The organism is Microbacterium sp. TW_SC_2, assembly GCF_055361165.1.
Window position 1 is genome coordinate 3,156,769 of record NZ_CM143952.1, and the last position, 24,714, is coordinate 3,181,482.

At 70.9% G+C, this 24,714-nt stretch carries 25 protein-coding genes; 12 read left to right on the plus strand and 13 right to left on the minus strand.

The features are described from left to right. The first annotated feature begins 16 nt into the window (after positions 1 to 16). Positions 17 to 1,234: an ROK family protein gene (locus ACWA14_RS15295; protein WP_463795243.1), complete on the plus strand. Its 1,218-nt coding sequence runs from the start codon at positions 17 to 19 to the stop codon at positions 1,232 to 1,234. Between the two features lie 49 nt (positions 1,235 to 1,283). Here ACWA14_RS15295 and ACWA14_RS15300 read toward each other — a convergent pair whose 3' ends face one another. From ACWA14_RS15300 to ACWA14_RS15315, 4 genes are all read right to left on the minus strand, one after another. Continuing rightward, entirely contained in the window at positions 1,284 to 2,621 is a 1,338-nt protein-coding gene (locus tag ACWA14_RS15300) for a dihydrolipoamide acetyltransferase family protein (protein ID WP_463795246.1), read from the minus strand. A 123-nt stretch (positions 2,622 to 2,744) separates the two neighbouring features. Next, positions 2,745 to 3,725, minus strand: a complete 981-nt coding sequence (locus ACWA14_RS15305; RefSeq protein ID WP_463795249.1) for an alpha-ketoacid dehydrogenase subunit beta — start codon at positions 3,723 to 3,725, stop codon at positions 2,745 to 2,747. Continuing rightward, a complete protein-coding gene (locus ACWA14_RS15310; protein WP_463795252.1) occupies positions 3,722 to 4,849 on the minus strand; it encodes a thiamine pyrophosphate-dependent dehydrogenase E1 component subunit alpha in 1,128 nt (375 codons plus the stop codon). The genes ACWA14_RS15305 and ACWA14_RS15310 overlap by 4 nt, the downstream gene beginning before the upstream one ends. Before the next feature lie 127 nt (positions 4,850 to 4,976). Continuing rightward, positions 4,977 to 6,044 carry a histidinol-phosphate transaminase gene (locus ACWA14_RS15315; protein ID WP_463795254.1) on the minus strand — a complete coding sequence of 356 codons (1,068 nt, stop codon included), beginning with the start codon at positions 6,042 to 6,044 and terminating at the stop codon, positions 4,977 to 4,979. Between the two features lie 62 nt (positions 6,045 to 6,106). Here ACWA14_RS15315 and ACWA14_RS15320 point away from each other — a divergent pair, with 62 nt between their 5' ends. Continuing rightward, the gene (locus ACWA14_RS15320) at positions 6,107 to 6,511 is read left to right on the plus strand and encodes a phage holin family protein (RefSeq protein WP_463795256.1); all 405 of its coding nucleotides are present in this window, start codon (positions 6,107 to 6,109) and stop codon (positions 6,509 to 6,511) included. Between the two features lie 32 nt (positions 6,512 to 6,543). On the opposite strand, the gene ACWA14_RS15325 is transcribed toward ACWA14_RS15320, so the two are convergent. Both ACWA14_RS15325 and ACWA14_RS15330 read right to left on the minus strand, forming a co-directional pair. After that, the gene (locus ACWA14_RS15325) at positions 6,544 to 7,821 is read right to left on the minus strand and encodes a hypothetical protein (protein WP_463795259.1); all 1,278 of its coding nucleotides are present in this window, start codon (positions 7,819 to 7,821) and stop codon (positions 6,544 to 6,546) included. Beyond that, positions 7,818 to 8,081 (minus strand): hypothetical protein, encoded by a 264-nt coding sequence (locus ACWA14_RS15330; protein ID WP_463795262.1) that lies wholly within the window; start codon positions 8,079 to 8,081, stop codon positions 7,818 to 7,820. Before ACWA14_RS15330 ends, ACWA14_RS15325 begins: the two co-directional genes overlap by 4 nt. A 241-nt stretch (positions 8,082 to 8,322) precedes the next feature. On the opposite strand from ACWA14_RS15330, the gene ACWA14_RS15335 reads away from it, so the two are divergent. Next, positions 8,323 to 8,772, plus strand: coding sequence for a low molecular weight protein-tyrosine-phosphatase (locus tag ACWA14_RS15335; protein WP_463797462.1), 450 nt, complete (start codon positions 8,323 to 8,325; stop codon positions 8,770 to 8,772). An 89-nt stretch (positions 8,773 to 8,861) separates the two neighbouring features. Then, the gene (purB, locus tag ACWA14_RS15340) at positions 8,862 to 10,178 is read left to right on the plus strand and encodes an adenylosuccinate lyase (RefSeq protein WP_463795264.1); all 1,317 of its coding nucleotides are present in this window, start codon (positions 8,862 to 8,864) and stop codon (positions 10,176 to 10,178) included. Positions 10,179 to 10,218: 40 nt separating this feature from the next. Here the strand turns inward: purB and ACWA14_RS15345 are convergent, their stop codons facing one another. From ACWA14_RS15345 to ACWA14_RS15355, 3 genes are read right to left on the minus strand one after another with little or no spacing between them, the layout of a single operon-like run. Further along, positions 10,219 to 11,643 (minus strand): MFS transporter, encoded by a 1,425-nt coding sequence (locus ACWA14_RS15345; protein ID WP_463795266.1) that lies wholly within the window; start codon positions 11,641 to 11,643, stop codon positions 10,219 to 10,221. 28 nt (positions 11,644 to 11,671) lie between these two features. Next, positions 11,672 to 12,028, minus strand: a complete 357-nt coding sequence (locus ACWA14_RS15350) for a hypothetical protein (protein ID WP_463795270.1) — start codon at positions 12,026 to 12,028, stop codon at positions 11,672 to 11,674. After that, the gene (locus ACWA14_RS15355) at positions 12,025 to 12,687 is read right to left on the minus strand and encodes an acyl-CoA synthetase (RefSeq protein WP_463795273.1); all 663 of its coding nucleotides are present in this window, start codon (positions 12,685 to 12,687) and stop codon (positions 12,025 to 12,027) included. Before ACWA14_RS15355 ends, ACWA14_RS15350 begins: the two co-directional genes overlap by 4 nt. Before the next feature lie 302 nt (positions 12,688 to 12,989). Here ACWA14_RS15355 and ACWA14_RS15360 point away from each other — a divergent pair, with 302 nt between their 5' ends. Next, the gene (locus ACWA14_RS15360) at positions 12,990 to 13,937 is read left to right on the plus strand and encodes a hypothetical protein (protein ID WP_463795274.1); all 948 of its coding nucleotides are present in this window, start codon (positions 12,990 to 12,992) and stop codon (positions 13,935 to 13,937) included. On the opposite strand, the gene ACWA14_RS15365 is transcribed toward ACWA14_RS15360, so the two are convergent. After that, complete coding sequence (locus ACWA14_RS15365) at positions 13,925 to 14,758, minus strand: sulfurtransferase (protein WP_463795275.1); 834 nt, start codon at positions 14,756 to 14,758, stop codon at positions 13,925 to 13,927. The genes ACWA14_RS15360 and ACWA14_RS15365 overlap by 13 nt on opposite strands. A gap of 102 nt (positions 14,759 to 14,860) precedes the next feature. Between ACWA14_RS15365 and ACWA14_RS15370 the strand changes: the two genes are divergently transcribed. Continuing rightward, the gene (locus tag ACWA14_RS15370) at positions 14,861 to 15,520 is read left to right on the plus strand and encodes a GTP cyclohydrolase II (RefSeq protein ID WP_463795276.1); all 660 of its coding nucleotides are present in this window, start codon (positions 14,861 to 14,863) and stop codon (positions 15,518 to 15,520) included. Further along, complete coding sequence (locus ACWA14_RS15375) at positions 15,517 to 16,035, plus strand: MarR family winged helix-turn-helix transcriptional regulator (RefSeq protein WP_463795277.1); 519 nt, start codon at positions 15,517 to 15,519, stop codon at positions 16,033 to 16,035. Before ACWA14_RS15370 ends, ACWA14_RS15375 begins: the two co-directional genes overlap by 4 nt. A 62-nt stretch (positions 16,036 to 16,097) precedes the next feature. Here ACWA14_RS15375 and ACWA14_RS15380 read toward each other — a convergent pair whose 3' ends face one another. Next, a complete protein-coding gene (locus ACWA14_RS15380) occupies positions 16,098 to 17,333 on the minus strand; it encodes a trans-sulfuration enzyme family protein (RefSeq protein ID WP_463795278.1) in 1,236 nt (411 codons plus the stop codon). Positions 17,334 to 17,445: 112 nt separating this feature from the next. On the opposite strand from ACWA14_RS15380, the gene ACWA14_RS15385 reads away from it, so the two are divergent. Together ACWA14_RS15385 and ACWA14_RS15390 are read left to right on the plus strand one after the other, a co-directional pair. After that, entirely contained in the window at positions 17,446 to 17,940 is a 495-nt protein-coding gene (locus ACWA14_RS15385) for an Lrp/AsnC family transcriptional regulator (protein ID WP_463795279.1), read from the plus strand. Between the two features lie 84 nt (positions 17,941 to 18,024). Continuing rightward, on the plus strand, positions 18,025 to 19,734 hold the full coding sequence (locus ACWA14_RS15390) for an AMP-binding protein (protein WP_463795280.1): 1,710 nt from the start codon (positions 18,025 to 18,027) through the stop codon (positions 19,732 to 19,734). A gap of 12 nt (positions 19,735 to 19,746) precedes the next feature. Here ACWA14_RS15390 and ACWA14_RS15395 read toward each other — a convergent pair whose 3' ends face one another. Both ACWA14_RS15395 and ACWA14_RS15400 read right to left on the minus strand, forming a co-directional pair. After that, a complete protein-coding gene (locus ACWA14_RS15395) occupies positions 19,747 to 20,151 on the minus strand; it encodes a hypothetical protein (RefSeq protein ID WP_463795281.1) in 405 nt (134 codons plus the stop codon). Between the two features lie 113 nt (positions 20,152 to 20,264). Continuing rightward, complete coding sequence (locus ACWA14_RS15400) at positions 20,265 to 21,761, minus strand: MATE family efflux transporter (protein WP_463795282.1); 1,497 nt, start codon at positions 21,759 to 21,761, stop codon at positions 20,265 to 20,267. A 120-nt stretch (positions 21,762 to 21,881) separates the two neighbouring features. On the opposite strand from ACWA14_RS15400, the gene ACWA14_RS15405 reads away from it, so the two are divergent. From ACWA14_RS15405 to ACWA14_RS15415, 3 genes are all read left to right on the plus strand, one after another. Then, positions 21,882 to 22,535: an IMPACT family protein gene (locus ACWA14_RS15405; RefSeq protein ID WP_463795283.1), complete on the plus strand. Its 654-nt coding sequence runs from the start codon at positions 21,882 to 21,884 to the stop codon at positions 22,533 to 22,535. A 68-nt stretch (positions 22,536 to 22,603) separates the two neighbouring features. After that, positions 22,604 to 23,521 carry a J domain-containing protein gene (locus ACWA14_RS15410; protein ID WP_463795284.1) on the plus strand — a complete coding sequence of 306 codons (918 nt, stop codon included), beginning with the start codon at positions 22,604 to 22,606 and terminating at the stop codon, positions 23,519 to 23,521. Between the two features lie 132 nt (positions 23,522 to 23,653). Further along, positions 23,654 to 24,643, plus strand: a complete 990-nt coding sequence (locus ACWA14_RS15415; RefSeq protein ID WP_463795285.1) for a LacI family DNA-binding transcriptional regulator — start codon at positions 23,654 to 23,656, stop codon at positions 24,641 to 24,643. Positions 24,644 to 24,714: the final 71 nt, after the last annotated feature.

Below are 24,714 nucleotides of genomic sequence, written 5' to 3' on the forward strand. Positions count from 1 at the left end.
CGAAAGGTCAAGTGCTGTGGCGGAGATTTCCGATCTCGGAACGGGGCGAGCGAGTGTCGGCACCGTCCTCGACTTCGCCTGGACGGCCGGAGAGTTCACGGCCACCGAGGCGATGGCGAGCACCTCGCTGACCCGATCGACCGCGATCGACGCCATCGACACCCTCGTGCGCGCGGGAATGCTGCACGAGCTCCCCAACGCCCGCGTCGCCGGCAGCTACCGTGCGGGACGCCCGGCCCGGCGCTTCACCCTCTCCCCCGACCTCGGCGTCGTGGTCGGCATCGACGCCGGCGACCGGCACCTCGCGGTGTCGGTGGGCGATCTGCTCGACCGCACTCTCGTGCATCATCGCGTCGACATCGATCCGACGCAGACCGCGGAGCAGCGCCGGGCGACCATCCTGGAGCAGCTGCAGACCGTGCTCGCGAAGGCCGAGGTGCCGCGCGAGAAGGTGCTCGCGATCTGCGCCGGGGTGGCCGCTCCCGTGAACCGCGACGGCGTCTCTCCCCCGCACCCCGATGGATTCTGGGAGCGCACCAACCCCGGACTCGGCGAGGCGCTGCTCGCCTGGGCACCCGTGGTCGAGATCAAGAACGACGCCCAGCTGGCGGCGATCGCCGAGGGCGCGGCCGGTGCTGCGATCGGATGCCGCGACTACGTCGCCCTGCTGGCGAGCGAACGCTTCGGCGGCGGGGTCGTCGTCGACGGCCACGTGCTGCACGGGGCCCACGGCGGTGTGGGCGAGGGGATCGTGTTCGACCACATCATCGGTGTCGGGTCGGCGTTCGGGCTGCGCTACGCCGTGCAGGACCAGGCCCGGAACGCGGTCGAGAACGGGGAGATCGCCGCGGACAGCCCGGTCGGGCGGATCGTCGGGCAGGCGCAGGCCGACCCCCGTCTCCTGCTGACCCTCGCCGCGGCGGGGGATGCGGATGCCGTGCTCGTCGCCGCGCGCGTGGGTGCCACGGTCGCCCGGGTGGTCGGTGTGCTCGGCAGCATGTACGACCCGGCGCGCGTGATCGTGTGCGGGGCGGTGGCCGAGAGCATCGAGCCGGTCCTCGCGGCCGCGCGACGCATCCTGCCCGCCGAGCTGCATCTCCCTGCGCCCGAGCTCCTGGCCTCGACGCTGGGAGCCGAGGTCGTCGCGGTCGGCGCCCTCACCACGGCCCGCCGGGCCGCCCGCGAACGCGCCGTGCCCCAGCTCGCCGAGCACCGCCTCCGCGCCTCCGCCTAGCGACCCGCCTCCTGAGCGAGCGCAGCGAGACGCAGGGCGCCCCCCGACGTCAGTCGACCAGCAGCGCGGGCTCCTCCAGCACGGACGCCACGTCGGCGATGAAGCGGCTCATGCCGTCGCCGTCGATCACGCGGTGGTCGAACGATCCGGCGACCGTCGTCACCCAGCGGGGACGCACCTCGCCGTCGACGACCCACGGCTTCTGACTGATCGTGCCCATCGCGACGATCCCGGCCTCGCCCGGGTTGATGATCGGGGTACCGGCATCCATCCCGAACACGCCGATGTTCGTGATCGTGATCGTGCCGCCCTGCTGATCGGCGGGCGTCGTCTTGCCCTCGCGCGCCGTGAGCGTGAGGCGGTTGAGCGCGCGGGCCAGGTCCTTCATGCCCAGATCCTGTGCATCCTTGATGTTCGGCACGAGCAGACCACGCGGGGTGGCGGCGGCGATGCCGAGGTTCACGTAGTGGCGCACCGAGATCTCGGCCCCGGCATCGGTCTCGATCCAGGCCGCGTTGACCATCGGGGTGCGGCGAGCGGCCCAGATCACGGCGCGCGCCATGATCAGCAGCGGCGAGACGCGGATGTCGGCGTAGTCGGGCGAGGCCTTCAGCCGCTTCACGAGCTCCATCGTGCGGCTCGCATCGATCTCCTTCCACACCGTCACGTGCGGCGCCGAGTACGCGCTCTGCACCATGGCCGACGACGTGGCCTTGCGCATGCCCTTGACCGGGATCGACTCGGTGCGGCCGTCGCCGGCCGGTTCGGCGGCCGGGGCCAGCCCACGAGCGAGCCCTGCCGGCGGGTTCTGCGGTGCCGGCACGGTCTCCTCGCGCACGGCACCCCACTCCGGCGTCTCGATGTTGCGGAACACGCTCGCCTGCGAGGCCTGCTTCATGACGTCGTCGCGCGTGACCTCGCCGTCGGCGCCGCTCGGGGTGACCGTGGTGAGGTCGACGCCGAGGTCGCGGGCGAGCTTGCGGATCGGGGGCTTGGCGATCACGCCGACCGAGGATCGCACCGGGCGCTCCGCCGGACGCTTGCGGCGCGAGGTCGCCCCGCCGCCCGTGCCGTATCCGACGAGCACCGAGCCGCCACCCTCTTCCGCGGCCGGGGCCACGGCCACCGCGGGAGCGGCCGAGGCATCCTCGGTCACGAAGGTGATGATCGGGGTGCCGACCTCCACGGTCGTGCCCTCGCTCACCAGCAGCTCGCCCACGACGCCGGCGTGCGGCGACGGGAGCTCGACGAGCGACTTCGCCGTCTCGATCTCGCAGATCACATCGTTGATCGCCACGACATCGCCCGGTGCGACCTTCCAGGTCACGACCTCGGCCTCGGTCAGACCCTCGCCGACATCGGGGAGGGGGAAGTTCTGCGTGCTCATGCGCGGTCCTTTCGACAGATGCGTCGTTCACAACTCCGCCGGGACGGAGCCGACGGCGCCCGTTCGGTGCGAAGCTGCCGGGTATGCGGTGATTCTTGCGGAATTGCGAACATCAGGCGAGCGTCAGTACGCCAGGGAACGGTCGACGGCCTCGAGGATGCGGTCGGCATCCGGGAGGTAGACGCCCTCGAGCTTGGCGGGCGGGAACGGGGTGTCGTAGCCCGAGACGCGCAGCACCGGCGCTTCGAGGGCATAGAACGCGCGCTCCATCACGGTCGCCGCGACCTCGCTGCCGATGCTGGTGAACCCGGGCGCTTCCTGCGCGTAGATCATGCGGCCGGTCTTGCGCACCGAGTCGAGGATCGGCGCGTAGTCGATCGGCGACAGCGAGCGCACGTCGACGACCTCGCAACTGGTGCCCTCGGACTCGGCGAGCGCGGCGGCCTGCAGCAGCGTCGTGATCATCGCGCCGTGTCCGACGAGGGTGACGTCGGTCCCTCGCCGCACCACGCGTGACGCGTGCAGCGGGGCCGCGGAGCCGTCGAGGTCGACCTCGCCCTTCTGCCAATAGCGGCTCTTGGGCTCCATGAAGATCACCGGGTCGTTCGACGCGATGGCCTCCTGGATCATCCAGTACGCGTCGTTCGGCGTCGAGGGAGACACGACCCGCAGACCGGGGGTGTGCGCGAAGTACGCCTCAGGGCTCTCCTGGTGGTGCTCGACCGCCCCGATGTGCCCGCCGTAGGGGATGCGGATGACGATCGGCATCTGCAGCACGCCCTCGTGGCGGTTGGTGAGCTTCGCGAGCTGCGTGGTGATCTGGTCGAACGCGGGGAACACGAAGCCGTCGAACTGGATCTCGATGACCGGGCGGAATCCCGTCATCGCGAGTCCGATGGCGGTGCCGACGATCCCGGATTCCGCGAGCGGGGTGTCGAGCACCCGGCGGTCGCCGAAGTCGCGCTGCAGGTGCTCGGTGACGCGGAACACTCCGCCGAGCTTGCCGATGTCCTCGCCCATGAGCAGGACCTTCGGGTCGTTCTCCATGGCCTTGCGCAGACCGGCGTTCATGGCCTTGCTCAGCGGCATCGTCTCGAGAGTCATGCTGCTCCTCCCTCGAACGAGGCTTCATACCGGGCCTGCCAGGCCTTCTGCTCCTCGATCAGCGGGTGCGGGTCGCTGTACACGTGATCGAACATCCGGGTCACCGGCGGCGGACCGAGCTCGACCGTGCGCGAGCGCAGGTCTTCCGCGGCATCCGCGCCCTCGGCGTCGACATCGGCGAAGAAGGATGCCGCGGCGCCCTTGCCTTCGAGGAACGCGCGCATGCGGGCGATCGGGTCGCGCCGGGCCCAGGACTCCTCTTCGTCGCTGCCGCGGTACTTCGTGGGGTCGTCGCTCGTGGTGTGCGCGCCGAGGCGATACGTGACGGCTTCGATCGCACGCGGGCCGGCGCCGCCGCGGGCCTCGTCGAGCGCGACCCGCGACACCGCGTAGCTCGCGAGCACGTCGTTGCCGTCGACCCGGACGCTGGGGATGCCGTATCCTGCGCTGCGCTGCACGAGAGGCACGCGCGACTGCGTCTGGACCGGCACGGAGATCGCCCAGTGGTTGTTCTGCAGGAAGAAGACCGTGGGGGCCTGGTAGCTGGCGGCGAAGACCATCGCCTCGTGCACGTCGCCCTGGCTGGAGGCGCCGTCGCCGTAGTAGACGATGACCGCCTCGTCCTTCCCGGCGTCGCCGGTGCCGGAGCGGCCGTCGAAGGCGAGTCCCATGGCGTACCCGGTGGCGTGCAGCGCCTGCGATCCGAGCACCAGCGTGTACAGGCGGGTGTTGCCGTTCTTCGGGTCGGTCGGGTCCCACCCGCCGTGCGAGACGCCGCGCATCAGCTTGATGATGTCGAGCGGGTCGACGCCGCGGATGCGGGTGACGGCGTGCTCGCGGTACGAGGGGAAGATCGTGTCCTGCGCGCGGGCGGCCCGGCCGGAGCCGACCTGCGCGGCTTCCTGTCCTCGGCTCGGCGGCCACAGGGCGAGCTGCCCCTGACGCTGCAGGTTGGTCGCCTGGGTGTCGATGGCGCGGATGATCACCATGTCCCGGTACAGCTGCTCGAGCTCGGCCTCACCGATCGCATCGATGAGGGGCAGGTACCGTTCGGCGGCGGGGCTGGGCGCGAAGCGTCCATCCGCTTCCAGGACGCGGACGAGTTCAATCTCTGACGAGGTCACCGTTCCACGCTACCCGCGCCGGCATGCGCGGTCACGCATACCTAGGACGCCCTCGTACTTGCCGGGAACCCGGAGGAATCGGCGGAAAGCCGGGCTCGGCGGGCTTCACAGCCCCGGTGCGGGCGGGTCAGCGGACCGCGCCGGCAACCTCGAGCACGCGGTCGACCGACGCCTCTTCGCCTACCGAGATGCGGATGCCGTCGCCGGAGAACGGCCGCACGACGAGATCGTTCTCGATGAACGCCGCGGCCACCTCGTCGGTGCGCTCGCCCGTGGGCAGCCAGACGAAGTTCGCCTGCGCGTCCGGCACATCCCAGCCCTGCGCGCGGAGGCCGTCGCGAAGACGTGTGCGGCGCTCGACGATCACGGCGACGCGGTCGAGGAGTTCCGGCTCGGCGTCGAGACTCGCGATCGCGGCGTTCTCGGCCGCGGAGGTGACGGAGAGGGGGATGCCGGTGGTGCGGGCCGCGTCGAGCACCTTCTCGTGACCGATCGCGTAGCCGACGCGTAGCCCGGCGAGACCGTACGCCTTCGAGAAGGTGCGCAGGACGACGACGTTCGGGTGCTTCTCGAACACGCGCTCGGCGAGGCCGTCCACCGCATCGGGGGCGGTGACGAACTCGGCGTACGCCTCGTCGAGGATGATGAGCACCTCGGCGGGCACCCGGTCGATGAACGCGGCGAACTCGGCGCTCGTGACGATCGGGCCGGTCGGGTTGTTCGGGGTGCAGACGATGATCGCGCGGGTGCGGTCGGTGACGGCATCCGCCATCGCGTCGAGATCGTGGCGCGCACCGGCCGCCAGCGGCACCTGCACGCCCGTCGCGCCGGCGACCAGCGGCAGGCTCGGGTAGGCCTCGAAGGAGCGCCACGCGTAGATGACCTCGTCGCCCACGGACGCCGTGGCGAGGATCAGCTGGTGCAGGATCGACACGCTCCCCGAGGCGACGTGCACCTCCTCAGGGCGTACGTCGTAACGCGCGCCGAGTCGTGCGCGCAGGCGTGCGGCGGTCGCGTCGGGGTAGCGGTTGATCGGCGTGATGTGCGCGAGGGCCTCGACCACCGACGGCAACGGGTCGAAGGGGTTCTCGTTGCTCGAGAGCTTGAAGGCGTCGGGCCCGGCCTGCTTCCCCTGGCGGTACGGCGCGAGAGCGGCGATGGCGGGGCGGATGCGGGGCAGGAGGGGCTCGGTCACGAGATGAGTCTACGAGCCTCGCCGCTGACATCTCGAGGTCGCCGTGCCACACTGGACGCACCATGCGCTTCATCATCCGAGTCGTCGTCAACGCGTTCGCCCTGTGGGTCGTGACGCTGATCCCCGCCCTGCAGGTCATGATCATCGCCTTCCCTCCGGGGGAGACGCTGCAGCTCGTGCTGACCCTGCTCGCCGTCGCCGCGATCTTCGCACTCGTGAACACGATCATCGGCACCGTGGTGAAGATCGTCGCGTTCCCCCTCTACATCCTGACGCTCGGCCTGATCGGCTTCGTGATCAACGGATTCCTGCTGTGGCTGACCGCCTGGATCACGAGCGGCTTCGGCTGGGGCCTGACCGTCGGCGACTTCTGGTGGGGGGTGCTCGCGGCGATCATCATCTCGATCATCAACGGCATCTTCGGCTTCATCCTGCGCCCGCAGAGCAAGAAGCCCCGCCGCGACTGAGCGGGAAGCCCTCCCCCGCCACACCGCCCGCCTCACTCGGCTCGGGTCGCACGGTAGTCGGTCGACTCGATCCCGACGGCCTGATCCAGCTCCGACCACAGCCGATCGAGGGCGGCCACCCGCGGATCCCCCGACTCGTCGACCCTCTCGGCGGTCTCGATGTACTCCTCGAGCAGGTGCGGCGCGAGCAGCAGATCCTGGATTCTCCGCTCGGGATGACCCACCCGCTGGGCCGTGAAGCTGTCGGCGGACCCTGTGCCGCCCGGCGAGCCCCCGCCCGCGAGGGAGGAGACCACGTCGTCGGTGTGCCGTAGCTGCACCAGCATCTGGTCGGCGTCCAGGGCGGGTTCGACCGGACTGCCCGCCGTGATCAGGACGCCCACGTCGAAGCCGCTCTCCATCGCGATGCGCGAGGCGATCATGCCGCCCTGCGAGTGACCGACGATGTCGACCCGATCGCCGGGCGCCGCGCCGGCGGCGGCGATCGCGTCGACCGTGGCCTGGTACGAGGCCGCTCTCTCCCCGGTGTAGAGCTGGCGGTTCGATCGCATGTCCCACGGATCGGCGCCCCCGAAGGCGACGCTCTGCGTGCCCTTCACGTAGGCGACGAAGCGCCGGGTGCCGTCGGGCATGGTGTATTTCTCGACCCGCACCTGCGCATCGGGGGCTTTCGGGAAGCGGCTCAGGGCCGCGGCGAGATCGGCGGGAGCCGCGTTCGGCGTCGTCGTCCGCACCGCGATGACGCTCACGGCATCCGCCGTCCCGCGCAGGCGCGCCCCCGGGGGCAGCGTGCCGGCACCGGTCCTGACCGATGCCGCCGCCCCGACCAGGAACAGCGCCGACAGCGCGCCGATGTCGAACTGCCGGTCGAGTCCGGCGAAGCGTCCCTCCTCCCAGTCCGCGGTGAGGCAGTCGGCCATGCCCGCCAGACGATCGTCGGAGGCGAGAAGGCGCTCGAGACGCGCGTGCACCGCGTTCGCCTCGGCCGTGTCGGCCAGCCCCAGAGCCTCGGCCTGCGCCCGCAGCTCGACGACCTCGTAGGCATCGGCCATCAGCAGGGTGCCCGTGCTCGCCTCCGCGGTCTGCCGCGCGAGCGAACCGATCGCCTGACCCCCGGCCACGAGCCGTGGCAGGTCGACCGCCCAAGGGAAGTGCGGCGCAGCGGCGACCAGGGTGCATGCGCGCGCCACCGAGGTCCGCGCATCGTCGAGGCGAGCCGTGAGGGCACCCAGGCGTCGACCGATATCGCGCAGCGCCTCGGTGTCGACGGCGATGGCGCCGCCGTGCCGGATGTCGAGGTCGTCGCTCACGATCCGATCATCCGATCGACCTCGGCGGCCCGGGCGTGCAGAGCACCCATCTCACCCTGCGAGGCCGCGAGGTGCGCCGCGAGCCGCTCACGCAGGGCGTGCACCCCCTCCGCCTGCCAGTGGGTGTCGTGGACGAGCCCCGCGAAGGCGCCGGCCGTCTCCTCCATGGCTTCGATCGCGGCACCGATCTCCCGGGCGGCGCAGATCCAGTTCCAGACGGCATCCGAGGCCGCGGGGTCGGACAGGGTGAAGGAGGACATGCGTCCAGCATCCGCTCCGCGCCCGGACCGGCGGTGCGCGTTCCCCGCGCGCGGTGAACGGCCCTGCGCCCACGACGATCGGTGCAGGAGCAGTGAGGGGAACGGTGCAGCGTCGATCCGAACGGTGCGGCGCGGATCAGAGCTGTGCAGATCACGCCGCGACCGGCACAATGGGTGGGTGACATCCCCGGATCCCTTTCGCGTGATCTTCGTGTGCACGGGGAACATCTGCCGCTCTCCCATGGCCGAAGTGGTCTTCCGCGATCTCGCGGAGCGGCAGGGCCTGGGCGGGCGCATCGTGTCGCGCAGCGCCGGGACCGGGGACTGGCACCTCGGCGAACGCGCCGACCACCGCACGATCGACTCGCTCGCGCGCCGCGGGTACGACGGCTCGCACCACCGCGCGCGACAGTTCACGCTCGGCTCCTTCGCCGACAACGACCTGATCGTCGCGCTGGACCGGACGCACGAGCGGATCCTGCGCGAGTGGGCGCGCGACGAGGATCAGGAGGGCAAGGTGACGCTGCTGCTCGCCTTCGACCCCGACGCCGCCACGCACGACGTCCCCGATCCGTACTACGCCGGCACCGAGATGTTCGATGCCGTGCTCGGTATGATTGAGACCGCGACCCGGGGCCTGTTCCGCCAGCTCGAACCCGCCCTGCGTCAGCCCCGCACACCCCGCATCTGACGGGCCCGATCAGGAGGACTCCCCTGACTTTCCAGCCTTCGCTTCCGCCGCAGCCCCTGAGCCCGCTCGACGGACGCTACCGCGCCGCCGTGACCGGACTCGCCGACTTCCTCTCCGAGGCCGGACTCAACCGGGCCAGGGTCGAGGTCGAGGTCGAGTGGCTGATCGCCCTCACCGACCGCGGCCTGTTCGAGACCACGGCGCTGTCGGATGCCGACAAGGAGCGTCTGCGCGCCCTGTATCGCGATTTCGGCCAGAACGAGATCGACTGGCTCGCCGAGAAGGAGGCCGTCACGCGTCACGATGTGAAGGCCATCGAGTACCTCGTGCGCGACCGGCTCTCGACGCTCGGCCTCGACGCGATCTCCGAGCTCACGCACTTCGCCTGCACCAGCGAGGACATCAACTCCGTCTCGTACGCGCTCACCGTCAAGCGCGCGGTCGAGAACGTGTGGCTCCCGGCCCTCGACGGTGTGATCGCGAAGCTGCGCGAGATCGCAGCCGAGCACGCCGACGCCCCTATGCTCTCGCGCACCCACGGACAGCCCGCGACGCCGTCGACCATGGGCAAGGAGATCGCCGTCTTCGCCTGGCGCCTCGAGCGCGTGCGTGCGCAGATCGCGGCATCCGACTACCTGGCGAAGTTCTCCGGCGCCACCGGCACCTGGTCGGCGCACCTCTCGGCCGACCCCGACGCCGACTGGCCGACCATCGCCCGCGAGTACGTCGAGGGCCTCGGACTCGGCTTCAACCTCCTGACCACGCAGATCGAGTCGCACGACTGGCAGGTCGAGCTGTACGACCGCGTGCGTCATGCCGGCGGCATCCTGCACAACCTCGCGACCGACATCTGGACGTACATCTCGCTCGGCTACTTCGCCCAGATCCCCGTCGCGGGAGCGACCGGATCGTCGACGATGCCGCACAAGATCAACCCGATCCGCTTCGAGAACGCCGAGGCCAATCTCGAACTCTCGTCCGCGCTGCTCGGGTCGCTGTCGCAGACGCTCGTCACGTCGCGTCTGCAGCGGGACCTCACCGACTCGACCACGCAGCGCAACATCGGCGTCGCGTTCGGGCACTCACTGCTCGCGCTCGACAACCTGCGCCGCGGCCTGAACGAGATCTCGCTCTCGCGCGACGTGCTGCTGGCCGACCTCGACGTGAACTGGGAAGTGCTCGCCGAGGCGATCCAGACCGTCATCCGCGCCGAGGTCGTCGCCGGGCGCTCGACGATCAGCGACCCGTACGCGCTGCTGAAGGAGCTCACCCGCGGACACCGTGTCGGCGGGGCCGAGCTGGCCGCGTTCGTCGAGGGTCTCGAGATCGGCGATGCCGCCAAGCAGCGTCTGCTCGCGCTCACCCCCGCCACCTACACCGGCATCGCCGAGCGCCTGGCCACCTGACCCGTGGGGGCGCGCGCCCCCACGCTCGCGACCGCCTGCGTCAGGGTGCGGGCGAGGAGACGGCGCCGTCCTTCGGCATGAGCGCCGCGGCGCACAGGGTGAGCACGGCGGTGACGGCGACTGCGACGAAGACCCAGACCGACGCGTGGATGATCGTGTCGGGGTCGTCGGGGCCGCGGCCCTGGGCGATCACGCTGTTGGAGATCGCGCCGAAGACCGCGACGCCGACCGCGCTGCCCGCCGACCGCGCGAACGCGTTCATGCCCGTCACGGCGCCGCGTTCGCCCCAGCCCACCGAGGCCTGAGCCGCGATGAGGGTCGGGGCGGCGCTCCAGCCGAGCCCGAAGCCCAGCAGGAACGCGACACCGGCGATCGCGAACGGATTCGGCCAGGGAGACACCGCGGCGAGCGCGATCGCGGCGACGGTGGAGATGCTCATCCCGATCAGGGTCGTCCGTCGGAAGCCGATCCGCAGGTAGAGCCTCCCCGCGTTGGCGGCGGCGAGCGGCCACCCGAGGGTCAGTGCTGCCACGGCGAGACCGGACAGCAGGGGTGCGATGCCGATCGACCCCTCGAGGTAGGCCGGAGCGAAGCTGGTGACGCCGATCATGAGCGCTCCCACGCCGAGCGACACCAGCGTGGTGGTGAGGATGAGCCGGCGCGAGGCGAGCCGGAGGTCGACGATGGGCTCGTCCACGCGCCGCTCGACCATCGCGAAACCCGCCAGTGCGAGGATGCCGATGCCGAAGCAGAGCGCGCTCTGCAGCGACAGCCACGCCCACGCGTTGCCTCCCTCCAGCATCCCCAGGATGAGACCGGTCAGGCCGATCGTGAGCAGGACAGCCCCCGCGTAGTCGATGCGATGCCGGACGGTCTGCTTCTCCTCGCGGTACGTGCGCAGCAGCATCCATCCGGCGATCAGACACAGGGGGATGTTGACGAAGAAGATCCAGCGCCAGGCGTCGAGCTGGGCGAAGAGGCCGCCCAGCGCCGGACCGACCACGGAGGAGATCGCCCACACGCTCGCGATGTACCCCTGCACCTTCGCGCGCTCGGCGACCGTGTAGATGTCGCCGACGATCGTCATCGCCATGGGGGCGACCGCGCCCGCCCCGAGGCCCTGCACGATGCGGAAGACGATCAGGGACGGCATGCTCCAGGCCACGCCGCAGAGGATCGAGCCCAGGAGGAAGAGCGAGATCCCGAGCAGGATGATCGGCTTGCGCCCGACCGTGTCGGCGAAGCGGGAGTAGATGGGGACGCTGACCGCCTGCGCGAGCAGATAGACCGAGAACAGCCAGGGGAACTGCTGGTAGCTGCCCAGTTCCCGGACGATGCTCGGGACGGCGGTGGCGAGGATCGTCGCGTCGATCGCGATGAGCCCGGTCGCGAGCATGAGCGCCGCCAGCACGGGTCCGCGCGGGGAGCGGAATCCGATGGAGGCGCGGTCGACGGAGGCAGTCACCTCAGGCACAAGCCCGGGAGGGGCGCGACTATTCCTCGCGGTCGTGCGGCTTCCGGGGCGACGACGGGGTGTCGTCCTCGGGTTCCGGGTCGTACAGCACCGGGCGATCGACGGTCTTGGTGACCTCGGCGGGGTCGATCGCGAGGATCAGCATCGCGAGGATCAGCAGCGTCGCGATGAACGCGCCCCCGCCCACCACGAGCCCCAGCGCGACCGGAGTCAGGCCGTCGTAGGCACCGTTCGCGATGGCGGTGTTGACCCGCGCCGTGAACGCCCCGGTCGAGACCAGGGTCACGACCATCGCGAACACGCCGCAGGCGAGAGCGATCCCGATCAGGTGCAGAGGGCGCAGGATGTCGCGGCGGGTGGGTCTCTCGTCACTCATCGCTCTCCTCCGTGCGGTGTCGTCGCGGTACTGGTGTCAGGGGCGGATGCGGCCGGGTCGCCCTCGTCCGCGGCATCCGCCCGGCGCGGGGTGAGACCGGCGATGCCGAGGAAGACCGCGATGATCGCCGCGTATCCGCCGAGCATGCCGACTCCGAGGATGATGCCCGAGAGCACGAAGTCGCCGGCACCGGTGATCGTGTACTCCTGGGTGAAGCCGGCCGGGATGAGCAGCAGGACGACCGCGAGCAGGATGCCGAAGGCGCCCACCGTGATCGCATCGCGGGCCAGCGGGTCGGCGGTGCGACGGGCGCGGAGTCCGGCGAGGAGCTCGACCCCGCCGCTGAGCAGGGCCCAGGCCGAGACGACGACGAAGAACAGATCATCGCTGCGCCACATCGGGACGCCCGTGGCCATCCCCGCCACGACGCTGAACGCCGCGAGCAGCACCGACGGCCAGCGCGCTCCGGCCGGCTGCACGAGCCACGCGGCCAGGATGTGCGCCAGGGCGGTGACGAAGACGAAGCCGCTGAACACCGCGAGGCCGATCGGGGCGGAGTGATCCGACGAGAACGTGATCATCAGCGCCGCCGCTGCCGCGATGAGCGCACGCAACAGCTGGATGTGGCGCATGGTGAACGCGCGGGCAGGGTCAGACATGACTGGGAAGAGTCCTCCGGGGTGTTCCCCCCATTCTACGCGGGGGGCACGGCACGCGCCGCCGCGCGAGGAGAGGGCTGCTCGTGAGGCCCGGCGGATCTCCCCAGACACACGCCAGGCCTCACGAAATACGCAGTGCGGGGGGCATCACTGCGCGAAGCTGACGCCTGATGTAGTCGGGCACCCGCACTACGACGACCAGCCATCCGACCGCCCCGCTGCACCCCGTCCCTTGGGGTGGCCGCGTGCGGTCGTAAGCTCACTCTAGAACTGTGGGCTTCACATACCGGAGGGGGGCTGTGATGAGTGCGCGAATCGACCTGCCAGGAGCAGGTTCCGACGCCTTCGCGGACGCTTTCCGAGATGCGATCAACGCCAAGGACGTGACGCTGACCCGACTCGAGCGGCAGCTGAAGGCCCGCGGGACGAAGGTGTCCCTCGCCACGCTGAGCTACTGGCGCTCCGGCGCCCGACGCCCGGAAGGAGCGCAGTCGATGGCGGCCCTCGCCGACATCGAGGATCTCCTGGACCTCGCGCCGGGCGCGCTCACCGCACTGCTGCGCACGCACCGCACCGGCCCGCTCGGACCGAACCAGTTCCCGCTCGACGAGGAGGAGCTGGAGCGCACCGTCCAGGAGGTCTTCGCGGCGCTGGGCGCGGACTATCCCGACACCTCGCGCGAGCTGACGACCCATTCCGTGACGGACGTGGATGCCGCCGGCACCGTGTCCTTCTGCATGACCCGGAGCATCGTGCAGTCGACGATCGGCACCATCACCGCGATCCCGTTCCTCGAGGTGACCCCCGGCGTGAGCACCCCCGCCCCGACCATCTCCGCCGCATCCGGGGGACGGATCGCCGCGCGGTACTCGCATCCGAGCGGCGAGGTGCACGGCGTGCTGTTCGAGCTCGACGCACCGCTCACCGCACCCGACACCGCGATCGTCGAGTGGTCGGTCGACTATCCCCCCGACTACCCCCCGATGCGCGAGACCGGCCACGCGGTCGCGCGTCAGTGCCGCGAGCTGCTCGTCTGGACCCGCTTCCACCCCGATGCCCTGCCCGACTGGTGCGAAGAGCGCATCGAGACCCCGACCGGGACCACCGTGGCCCCCGCCTCCCTCGGCGGCACCACGTCGGTGCATCAGGTGCGCCGTGCGTTCGGGCCCGGCACGCTGGAGCTGCGCTGGGGATACGGCCCGCGAGACGGAGCGGACTTCTTTCGCAGGGGCCCGGGTCAGCCCGGCTGAGCGCCGGTCGCGACCGGACGCCCCGGCGTGTTCGACCACTGGCTCCACGAGCCGGGGAAGACGCGCGCGTCGATTCCGACCTCGTCCAGGATCAGGGCGGTGTGCGCGGCGGTGATCCCGGAACCGCAGTAGGCGGCGACGGGCGCGCCGGGCGTCACGCCGATCTCGGCGAGGGTCGCGCGGATCGTGTCGTGGTCGCGAATCCTGCCCTCGGCATCCAGGTGCAGCCCGGTCGGGAGATTGCGGGCGCCGGGGATGTGGCCGGCCACCGGATCGAGCGGCTCGGTCTCGCCGCGGTACCGCTCGGGGGCGCGCACATCCAGCAGCACGCCGGAAGCCGGGAACACGGCCGCCTCGTCGATCGTGAGGGCGTCGGCGCCGATCTCGGCGAGCACGACATCGCCCGGCTCGGGCACGACGTCCTCCGTCGCGAGAGCGAATCCCGCTGACTGCCACGCGCGGAGGCCGCCGTCGAGCACGCGCACATCCACTCCGGCCTGACGCAGCAGCCACCAGGCGCGGGAGGCCGCGGCACCCTTCGCGTCGTCGTACGCGACCACCGTGTCGCCGGCGCGCACCCCCCATCGGCGCGCGGCCTCCTGCAGCGTCGCGGTGGACGGGAGGGGGTGACGACCCTCCGTGGGTTCGCCGTGCGTGGCGAGCTCGGTGTCCAGCGGCACATAGACGGCACCCGGCACGTGTCCGCCGAGGTACTCGGCACGCCCGTCCGGACGATCCAGCCGCCAGCGGACGTCGAGAACACGCAGCGCCGGGTCGGAGAGCCGTGCGTGCAGCTCGTCGGCGGTGAGGAAGTTGGTCATGATGCGAGGCTACCCACCCCCGTCGGATCCCGATCGGACGGGTGGCCGATTCGGACACGGATTCGGGGAATACCTCCGCCGGCACTCCGTGTTGCACCCGACATGATTGAAACTTCAACGGTCGGCCCCCTCGCGACCGAACGCACCCGGGTGCGCGTGCCCCTGCGCTTCGGCGACGGGTTCGCCACTCCGGCGGATGTGGTCACGTTCGACGGACTCGTCGATGCGCGGGAGCACCTCCTGCTCGGCCTCGGCGACTGGCAGGGCGCGCTCGAACGGGCGGCCGCGGGCGGGGAAGCGCCGCTCGTGCGTCCCCACAGCGAGTGCCTGACCGGCGACGTCTTCGGGTCGGAGCGCTGCGACTGCGGACCCCAGTTGCGCGAGGCCGTCGAGCGCATCGCCGCCGAGGGAGGCTTCCTGCTGTATCTGCGTCAGGAGGGCCGCGGCATCGGCCTCTACGCCAAGCTCGACGCCTATGCGCTGCAGGATTCCGGACTCGACACGTACGAGGCGAACGTCGCACTCGGACGCGGCGAGGACGAGCGCGACTACACCGTCGCCGCCCAGATGCTGCGGGCGATCGGCGCCGACAGCATCCGTCTGCTGAGCAACAACCCCGACAAGGCCACACAGCTCGATGCGCTCGGCATCCGCGTCAGCGAGCGCATCCCCACTGCCGTGCACCTGTCGGAGTCGAACTCCCGCTACCTGCAGGCGAAGCGCGACCACACCGCGCACACGCTCGATCTGTCCGCCGCGTGACCGTGTCCGCGAGCACGGTCGAGGAGCTTGCCGTGACGGCGGCTCCGCGACAGTCGGCGCGCCGGCTCGATGACGGGGAGATGGAGACCTGGCTCCCCGTCATCCGCTTCGTCCAACTGCTCCCGCAGGTGCTCGACCGGACGCTGAAGGACGAGGTCGGACTCAACCACGCGCGTTACGCGATCCTGATCACGCTCGCCGCCGAGGGGGGCGACGCCGTGACGATGACCGAGCTCGCCCGCATCGCCGGCCTCAGTCGCTCCCGTCTGAGCCACGCCCTCGACTCGCTCGAGGAGCGCGGCTGGGTGTCGCGCAGCTCGTGCCGCCGGGACAAGCGCACCCTCTCCGCGGCGCTGACGCCCGCCGGACGCGAGATGCTGCGCGCGGCCGCGCCCGTGCACGTCGATCAGGTGCGCGAGCTGGTCCTCGACCCGCTCAGCGCGCAGGAACGCGACCAGTTGCGGACGATCCTCGGGAAGCTGCTCCCCGGCGTCACGCAGTCGCTCTCCGCCTGAGCCTGCTGCTCTTCCTGCCGACCCGGCCCCTTATGCGCGAGCGGCCCCTCTGTGTGCGCACTTTAGGGGGTGGCTCGCACAGAAAGGGGTGGCTCGGCAGGGGAGGAAGAGGAGGAGGAGAGAGCGGACGAGCGCTCGAGCGCCTGCGCGAGGTCGGCGATCAGATCGTCGACGTTCTCGAGTCCGATCGAGAGTCGCAGCACGTCGGCCGCGGGCCGCGCCTCGGGCGGAACCGGCCGGTGCGTCAAGGCAGCAGGATGCTGGATCAGCGAGTCCACGCCGCCCAGTGACACCGCGTGCGTGAACAGCGCCGTGGCGCACGCGACGACGGATGCCGCGGCGTACCCGCCCCGCATCCGCATCGCGATCATCGCGCCGGTCCCCCTCATCTGGCGCGCGAGGATCCCGTGCGGATCGCCGTCGAGCCCCGGGTAGTACACCTCGGCGACCTCGGGACGATCGATCAGCCACTGCACGATCCGTCGCGCGTTCTCCTGCTGCTGACGCAGGCGCACGGGGAGCGTGGTCAGTCCGCGGTGCAGCAGGTAGGCGCCGAGCGGATGCAGCAGCCCGCCGGTCACCGCCCGGACACGGCGCAGCGCCTCGGCGGTCTCCTCCGTGCATGCGACGACACCCGCGATGACGTCGCCATGGCCGCCCAGATACTTGGTCGCGCTGTGCAGGGACATCGCGGCGCCGTGCAGGATCGGATTCTGCAGCACGGGCGTCGCGAACGTGTTGTCGACCACGACGGGCACCGCACCCGCCTGACGCACCACGTCGGCGATGTCGGCGATCTCGAGAGTCGGGTTGGCGGGCGTCTCGAGCACCACCAGCGCGGTGTCGGATCGGAGGGCGGCAGCGACCTCGTGCGGGTGACAGTAAGTGGTCTCGACACCGAGCAGCCCGGAGCCGAGCAGGTGATCCGTGCCGCCGTACAGCGGGCGGACGGCCACGACATGACGACGACCCGTGGTGCCCGTGTGCGCGAGGATCACCGCCGTCATGGCCGCCATGCCCGAGGCGAAAGCGACCGCGGCCTCGGCGTGCTCCAGTTCCGCGAGCGCCTCCTCGAACCGGGCGACCGTGGGATTCCACAACCGGGCGTAGACCATGCTGCCGTCGGCAGGAGGACGCCCGCCCGTGGCCATCGCCTCGTAGGAGTCGCCTCCGCGTTCGATGTCGGGCAGCGGATTCGTCGTCGAGAGGTCGAGCGGCGGTGCGTGCACCCCGAGGCCCTCGAGGTCGGAGCGGCCGCTGTGCACGGCGACGGTGTCTGGATGCAGCGGTGCAGTCATGCTCCCACGTTGCCGGAATCCTCGGAATAACGCCGAGAATCGACAGCATCCGCCAGGAAATCCGATAATCTCGCTATTCTGAGCAATATCCCGCGACGAAAGGGCGGCCACGTTGGCGAAAACACCGGGCGCAGCACGCACCCAGGGCGCTCCCCTCGACGAGATCGACCTCGATCTGCTCGCGGCCCTCTCCCACGACGCCGAGATCACGAACAAGGCGCTCGCGCACCGCCTGAACCTGGCCGAATCGACGTGCGCGCACCGCGTGCGGAGCCTGCGCGAGCGCGGGGTGATCCGCGACACCCGGATCCGCCTCGACGAGGCGGCGCTCGGCTACCCGCTGCAGGCGATCATCAAGGTGCGTCTCGCCAACCACACCGGACCGAAGGTGACCGCGCTGTTCGACGCGCTCGTCGGCATCCCGCGCGTGCTGCAGGTCTTCCATGTCGCCGGCGTCGACGACTTCCTGGTGCACGTCGCCGTGCAGGACGCCACCGCTCTCCGCGACATCGTGCTCGAGCACATCACGGTGCATCAGGTCGTGCGCGGCACCGAGACGCAGCTCGTGTTCGAGCTGCGGGACGGCAGCGGTCTGCTCGCGCGCTGACCGGCTTGCCCGCTTCCGAGTGCCGTGCGACAGGCGGAGCGGGAGCGTGCGCGAGGATGGAGGGCACGTCACAAGGGAGTTCCGATGAGCCGCAGTGCCACCGCCGCCACGCACACGATCCGCGCGATGCGCGACTTCCTGTTCGCGAACGCCGGCGACTATGACGCGGCGCGGGCGGGATTCTCCTGGCCGGAGGTCGCGGAGTTCAACTTCGCCCTGGAATGGTTCGACGTCGTGGCGGGCGAGAACCCCGACCGCCCGGCCGTGCAGATCGTGTCGGCGGATCTCACCCTGCAGACCTGGACCTACGGCGAGCTGTCGACCCGCTCCGACCGGGTGGCCGCGTGGTTGACCGATCTCGGCATCCGCCGAGGCGACCACGTGATCGTGATGCTCGGCAACACGATCGAGCTCTGGGAGGTGATGCTGGCGATCACCAAGATCGGCGCGGTGTCGATCCCGACATCGACACTGCTCTCGGCCGCCGATTTGGAGTACCGCATCGCGCACGGACGGGCCAGGGCCGTCGTGACGCTCGGCACCCTCTCGGAGCGACTGCCGGGCGCAGACTCGCCCCTGCTGCGGATCGGCGTGGGCGACGACATCCCGGAGGGCTGGGCGCGGTTCACCGACTCGGCGAGCGCCGCCTCCTCCTTCACGCCCGACGGCCCGACCCCGGCGTCCGACACCGCGCTGCTCTACTTCACCTCGGGCACGACCAACCGCCCGAAGCTCGTGCAGCACACGCACGTCTCCTACCCGATCGGACACCTGTCGACGCTGTGGTGGCTGGGCCTGCGCCCCGACGACGTGCACCTCAACATTTCGTCACCGGGGTGGGCGAAGCACGCCTGGTCGAGCTTCTACGCGCCGTTCCTCGCCGAGGCGACCGTGTTCGTCTACAACTACCAGCGCTTCGACGCGAACACGCTCATGCAGGTCATGGACACGCACCACGTCTCGACCTTCTGCGCGCCGCCGACCGTGTGGCGCATGCTGATCCAGGCCGATCTCGGCCGCCTCACGCATCCTCCGCGCGAACTCGTCGGCGCCGGCGAGCCGCTCAACCCCGAGGTCATCGATCGGGTGCGCGACGCCTGGGGCGGCACGATCCGCGACGGGTTCGGGCAGACCGAGATGACCGCGTGCATCGGGAACTCGCCCGGACAGCCGGTCAAGGTCGGCTCGATGGGGCGTCCGCTGCCCGGCTACCCCGTGGTGCTGCTCGATCCGGCGACCGGCACGGTCACCGACACGGAGGGCGAGATCGCGCTCGACCTCGCGCACGCACCGCTCGGGCTCATGGCCGGGTACTACGACGACCCCGAGAAGACGGCGGAGTCCCGCGCCGGAGGGTTCCATCACACGGGCGACATCGCGGTGCGCGACGCCGAGGGCTATCTCACCTACATCGGTCGCGCGGACGACGTGTTCAAGGCGTCGGACTACAAGATCTCACCGTTCGAGCTCGAGTCGGTGCTGCTCGAGCACGAGCTCGTGATCGAGGCCGCCGTGATCCCGAGCCCGGACCCGACGCGTCTCGCGGTACCCAAGGCGTATGTGCGCCTGACGACCGACGCCGTGGCCGCCGAGGCGGAGGCCGCCCGCGCGATCTTCGGCTACGCGCACGAACGGCTGTCCTCGCACCTGTGGGTGCGGATTATCGAGTTCGTGCCGGAGCTGCCGAAGACGATCTCGGGCAAGATCCGCCGGGTCGAGCTGCGCGCACGGGAGGCGGCGCGGGTGGACTCGGGCGATGAGGCCGGGCAGCACCGGGACCGCGACTACCGCTGAGCGCCGCCGCGTTCAGATCTCCGCCAGCACCGGCCGTGCCGACGCGATGCCCCCCGGAATCGCGCCGGCACTGCCCGCCGTATTCGGCGTTCGTGCGGAGTCGTGAACGACCGGTCGGGTGCGACGGGCCGAGGCGGTCGCCTTCACGATCCCTCGGACCACACCGCCGATGATCAGCATGGCCACCAGTGCGGCACCCGCGACCAGCAGCGGAACCCACTGGTTCGCGAAGGACGCGGTGAAGCTCAGCAGTGCGAACGGAATCCACACCCCCACTGCTCCCCCACTCAGCCCCACCGCTCCGCGCATGATCGCGGCCCCCGCCACGATCGCGCACACCACCGCGAGCGCGGCGCCGATGATCCCGAGCGGCACCATCACGGCGGCCAGCTCGTTGGCCATTCGGAACGTTGTCATGCTGACCCCCCGGTCGTACGGAACATCCGCACTCTCCACACTAGGAAAGTGTCGGCGCCGTGCCATCCGTCTCAGGGTCGACCGGTGTCATCCTTCCGGAGGATCTTCGGGTGTCAGCGCCGCACGCGCGGACGCCGGCGGCCGAGAGTCAGCCGGCGCAGGCGCGAGGAGCGCACGGTGCGGATCGGCTGCGTGATGACCGCGTCGACGACCATCGAGCCGTCGGTCGGGCCGACGATCGCCATGGCCGAGGTCTCGGTGGCCTCGAGGGGCTCGACGGGCAGGCGTCCGAGGGCGCGATGAGCGCGGACGTACGCCGGCACGAGCAGCACGATCGCGCCCACCCACGCCAACGGGTTGCTCAGCGCGACACCGACGAAGCCGATGAGCCCGCCCAGCACGACGGCGGCGCCGACCCGCATCACGAGTTCGATCACTCCGGTCACGGTCGGCACGAGCGTGTGCCCGAGCCCCTGCAGCGCACCGCGCAGCACGAACAGCATGCCGAGCGCCCAGTAGCCGCACCCGTTCACGATGAGCATGAGGTGGGCGAGCTCGACGACCTCGTCCGAGCCCTCCCCCACGAACAGCCGCACCATCGGAGTGCCGAAGGCGATCAGCAGTCCGCCCAGCACCACGCCCGCGACGATGGCCATGCCGACCGCCTCGATGACGCCGCGACGGATGCGGTCGGGACGACGTCCGCCGTGGTTCTGCGCCGTGTACATCGAGACGGCGAGCCCGAGCGAGGACAGCAGGGCGACGGCGAGGCTGTCGACACGCGCGGCCGTGGTGTACGCGGCGACCGCGTCGGCGCCGAGGGTGTTCAGTGCGACCTGCACCGTGAGCGTGCCGATCGCGATGATCGAGGCCTGGAACCCCATCGGCAGGCCGAGGCGCAGGTGGTCGGCGACGTCGGCGCGGGTGATCCGCCAGTCGCTGCGGCGCAGGTGCAGCATCGGCAGCCTCCTCCGCACGAACTCCAGGCACAGGAGGACCGAGACGGCCTGCGCGATCACGGTTGCGAGGGCCGCGCCCCCGACGCCCCAGGCGAGCGGGCCGACCATGAGGATGACGAGCCCCACGTTCAGCGCGCACGAGATGGTCAGGAACACGAGCGGTGTGCGCGAGTCGCCGATCGCGCGGATGATCGCCGAGAGGTAGTTGAAGAACATCGTGGCGCCCGCACCGAGGAAGCTGATCTGCGTGAAGACGGTCGCCTCCGGCAGGAGCTCGGGCGGGGTCTGGAGGAGCACCAGGAGCGGCTCGGCGATCAGCGGGGCCCCGGCCGTCAGCGCGACGCTCGTGATGCCGGAGAGCAGCACACCTGTCGCGACCGAACGCCGCACCCCGGCGTCGTCGCGCGCGCCGAAGGACTGCGCGATCGGGATCGCGAAACCGCTGGTGAGCCCCCAGGCGAAGCCGAGCAGCAGGAACAGCAGCGGACCGGTGGCCCCCACCGCGGCGAGGGAGGTCACGCCGAGATGGCGCCCCACGACGATCGCGTCGGCGAAGTGGTACAGCTGCTGCACGACGTTGCCGAGCAGGAGGGGGATCGAGAAGGCGAGGATGACACGCCACGGGCGACCCGTGGTGAGGGAGGTGGCCATGAGGGAGAGCTCGCAGAAATCTGGGGACGGACCGGGGGATGACACCGCGAGAGGGTGTTCATCCAGCCTATCGAATCGATTCGGCGATGGGCAGTGCGGGGGCCGGATAGCCTGGGGCGGATGTCTCTCCCCCGCAGCTACCCCGCCACGATCGCGTCGGCGGTCTCGAGCGAGATCGTGATCCGGAAGTCGCGCTTCCTGACGCGCGTCGAGCCGGTCTCCTCGGTCGAGGAGGCGGAGGCGGTCATCGCCGGCATCCGCAAGCGGGCGTGGGATGCGAACCACAACTGCGCCGCGATGATCACCGGGCTGCTCGGCGATCAGGCGCGATCCTCGGATGACGGAGAGCCGTCGGGCACCGCGGGCGTGCCGATGCTCGAGGTGCTGCGGAGGCGCGAGCTGACCGACGTGGTCGCGGTCGTGACGCGCTACTTCGGCGGGGTGAAGCTCGGGGCCGGCGGCCTCGTGCGGGCGTACTCCTCGGCCGTGTCGGAGACGCTCGACCGGGCGTCTCTCGTGCGGCGCGCGGCACTGACGCAGGTCACGATCGACGTGCCCCACGCCGATGCCGGCCGCTACGACAACCTGCTGCGCGACTGGGCGACCCACCACGGCGCGACGCTCGGAGAGCCGCGCTACGCCGCCGTGGCGACGCTCGAGGTGTGGGCGCCCGCGGCGGAGCTGCCCCGCCTCGCCGACGACCTGGCCGCAGCCTCGGCCGGGAGCGTGGTGCCGACGACGGGCGCGGAACGCATCGTCGACGTGCCCGACTGAGCGCCGATCCGGCGAACACACAACACCCGCCGGATATTCTGGATGCCGCGACGCTGGAAGGGAGAGCGATGTTCGACAGCCCGCTCTCCGCCTCGGCGTACGAGATCCTCGGCGTCGACCCCTCCGTCGACGACGCGGAGCTGCGACGCGCTTACCGGCTGCGGATGCGGCAGACCCACCCCGACACCGGTGGCGATGCCGCGGTGTTCATCCAGGTGCAGCGCGCCTGGGAGCTCGTCGGCACCACCGAGGACCGCGCCGCGTACGACCGTCGGACGGGCGTCGCGACGGACTCGGAATGGAGCGGATGGCGTCCGCCGACCGCCCCGCGCGGCGACAGCCGCCCCCGCGCGCGCTCGTACGGGCATCCCGGAGGCTGGCGCCGGGAGCGCTACCTCGTGCTGATCCGGGAGTGGGCGGGCCGCGGCGTCGAGGTGCCCGATCCCTACGACCCTGCCCTCGTGCGCGCGGCCCCGCGTGAGCTGCGACGGATGCTCGCCGACGCCCTCGCCGAGGAGTCGACGGCCCGCACGGTCTCGGCGCTCGGCATGGGCTTCACGGTGTGGCATGACGTCGCGGCCGGAGCGGATGCCGACGACAAGCTCGATCATGTGGTCCTCAGCCCCTCGGGGCTCTACGGCGTGATGAGCGAGGACTTCGGCGGCGTCGTCGGGTTCCGCCGCGGCGAGATCACGGGCCCGAGCCTCGGCACCCGCGCGCCCGTCACCAGCGCGCTCGCGCGGATGCGCACGGTCGCGAAGGCGGCGAAGGTGAAGTTCGGCGGCGCGATCATCGTGCTGCCCGACGACGATCTCGCGCAGGCCGTGACCCCTTTGGGCACCAGCCGCGGGGTGCCGGTGGTCGTCGTGCGCCGCAGCGCTCTGACCATGGTGCTGCGCCAGGGCGTTCCCGGGGCGCGCGAGATCGGCGGCAACGAGCTGTTCGACGTGCGCACCCGGCTGCAGCAGACCGTGCGCTTCGTCTGAGCCGCGGCATCCGGCCCCGCGGGCCTCCGCCCTCGCTTCGCGACCCGATCGTTGACACCCGCACGCAAACCGGTTTACACTCATCAAACCGGTTCAACTCCCCCCTGGCCGGTCGACCCACGAAGGAGTGGCATGAGCCGCACGACGATCGCCGATGTCGCCCGCGAGGCCGGCGTGACCAAAGCGACCGTCTCGCACGCGCTCAGCGGCAACCGTCCGACGTCGGAGGAGACGAAGGCGAAGGTGCTCGCCGCCGCGGAGAAGTTGAACTGGGTGCCGAGCCAGAGTGCACGCGCGCTCGCCACGAGCCGCGCGAACGCGATCGCCGTGGTCCTCGCCCGCGATCCCGAGGTCATCGCGAACGACTCGTTCTTCCCCGCCTTCATCGCCGGCGTCGAATCCGTGCTGGCCGAGACCGAGACGGGCCTGCTGCTGCAGGTCGTCTCCGACCGGGATGCCGAAGAGCGCGCCTACCGCGCGCTGAGCCATGGCCGCGCCGACGGCGCCCTGCTCCTCGATCTGCGTCAGGACGACTGGCGCGTGCCCTTCCTCGACGACCTCGCCCTTCCCACCGTGCTCGTCGGCGCCTACGACCAGCCGACCGCGTTCTCCTGCGTCCGCACCGACGACGCCGCCCCCGTCCGCGAGATCATCGCGCACCTCCGCGCCGCCGGACACGAGCGCATCGCCCACATCTCCGGCCCGCTCGACTACGTGCACTCTCGTGCCCGCGCCGATGCCTACATCGCGACCATCGGCGACGACACCCTGCTGCGCGAAGGCGACTTCACGGCGGCGAGCGGCCGTGCCCGCACCCAGGAGCTGCTCGCGCTCCCCGAGCGCCCCACGGCCATCCTCTACTCGAACGACACGATGGCCATCGCCGGGCTCTCGTTCGCCCGGTCGCAGGGCCTCGTGATCCCCCGTGACCTGGCGATCTCCGGCTTCGACGACGACCACCTGTCGGCCCACCTGTCGCCCGCGCTGACCAGCGTGTCCTCCGACCCCGCCGCTCGCGGCCGCGCCGCGGCGCGCCTGCTGCGCGCAGACATCCTCGGCGCGTCCCCGCGCACCGAGGTCGTCGACTGCAACGTCGTGCACTTCCGCGAGAGCACCGCGTAGTCGGCATCCGCCCCACCCCATCGAACATCCCGAAGCACCACCCCAGCGTCATCACCCGTGTCGAGGAGGAC

What these genes read in the sequence shown, in the direction of transcription:
- ACWA14_RS15305 (WP_463795249.1), bottom strand. Translation starts at nt 3,725, where the DNA reads ATGACTCTCGAGACGATGCCGCTGAGCAAGGCCATGAACGCCGGTCTG.
- ACWA14_RS15355 (WP_463795273.1), bottom strand. Translation starts at nt 12,687, where the DNA reads ATGTCTGACCCTGCCCGCGCGTTCACCATGCGCCACATCCAGCTGTTG.
- ACWA14_RS15405 (WP_463795283.1), top strand. Translation starts at nt 21,882, where the DNA reads ATGTCTCTCCCCCGCAGCTACCCCGCCACGATCGCGTCGGCGGTCTCG.
- ACWA14_RS15320 (WP_463795256.1), top strand. Translation starts at nt 6,107, where the DNA reads ATGCGCTTCATCATCCGAGTCGTCGTCAACGCGTTCGCCCTGTGGGTC.
- ACWA14_RS15390 (WP_463795280.1), top strand. Translation starts at nt 18,025, where the DNA reads ATGAGCCGCAGTGCCACCGCCGCCACGCACACGATCCGCGCGATGCGC.
- ACWA14_RS15335 (WP_463797462.1), top strand. Translation starts at nt 8,323, where the DNA reads ATGGCCGAAGTGGTCTTCCGCGATCTCGCGGAGCGGCAGGGCCTGGGC.
- ACWA14_RS15410 (WP_463795284.1), top strand. Translation starts at nt 22,604, where the DNA reads ATGTTCGACAGCCCGCTCTCCGCCTCGGCGTACGAGATCCTCGGCGTC.
- ACWA14_RS15415 (WP_463795285.1), top strand. Translation starts at nt 23,654, where the DNA reads ATGAGCCGCACGACGATCGCCGATGTCGCCCGCGAGGCCGGCGTGACC.
- ACWA14_RS15365 (WP_463795275.1), bottom strand. Translation starts at nt 14,758, where the DNA reads ATGACCAACTTCCTCACCGCCGACGAGCTGCACGCACGGCTCTCCGAC.
- ACWA14_RS15360 (WP_463795274.1), top strand. Translation starts at nt 12,990, where the DNA reads ATGAGTGCGCGAATCGACCTGCCAGGAGCAGGTTCCGACGCCTTCGCG.
- ACWA14_RS15350 (WP_463795270.1), bottom strand. Translation starts at nt 12,028, where the DNA reads ATGAGTGACGAGAGACCCACCCGCCGCGACATCCTGCGCCCTCTGCAC.
- ACWA14_RS15370 (WP_463795276.1), top strand. Translation starts at nt 14,861, where the DNA reads ATGATTGAAACTTCAACGGTCGGCCCCCTCGCGACCGAACGCACCCGG.
- ACWA14_RS15395 (WP_463795281.1), bottom strand. Translation starts at nt 20,151, where the DNA reads ATGACAACGTTCCGAATGGCCAACGAGCTGGCCGCCGTGATGGTGCCG.
- ACWA14_RS15400 (WP_463795282.1), bottom strand. Translation starts at nt 21,761, where the DNA reads ATGGCCACCTCCCTCACCACGGGTCGCCCGTGGCGTGTCATCCTCGCC.
- ACWA14_RS15330 (WP_463795262.1), bottom strand. Translation starts at nt 8,081, where the DNA reads ATGTCCTCCTTCACCCTGTCCGACCCCGCGGCCTCGGATGCCGTCTGG.
- ACWA14_RS15380 (WP_463795278.1), bottom strand. Translation starts at nt 17,333, where the DNA reads ATGACTGCACCGCTGCATCCAGACACCGTCGCCGTGCACAGCGGCCGC.
- ACWA14_RS15300 (WP_463795246.1), bottom strand. Translation starts at nt 2,621, where the DNA reads ATGAGCACGCAGAACTTCCCCCTCCCCGATGTCGGCGAGGGTCTGACC.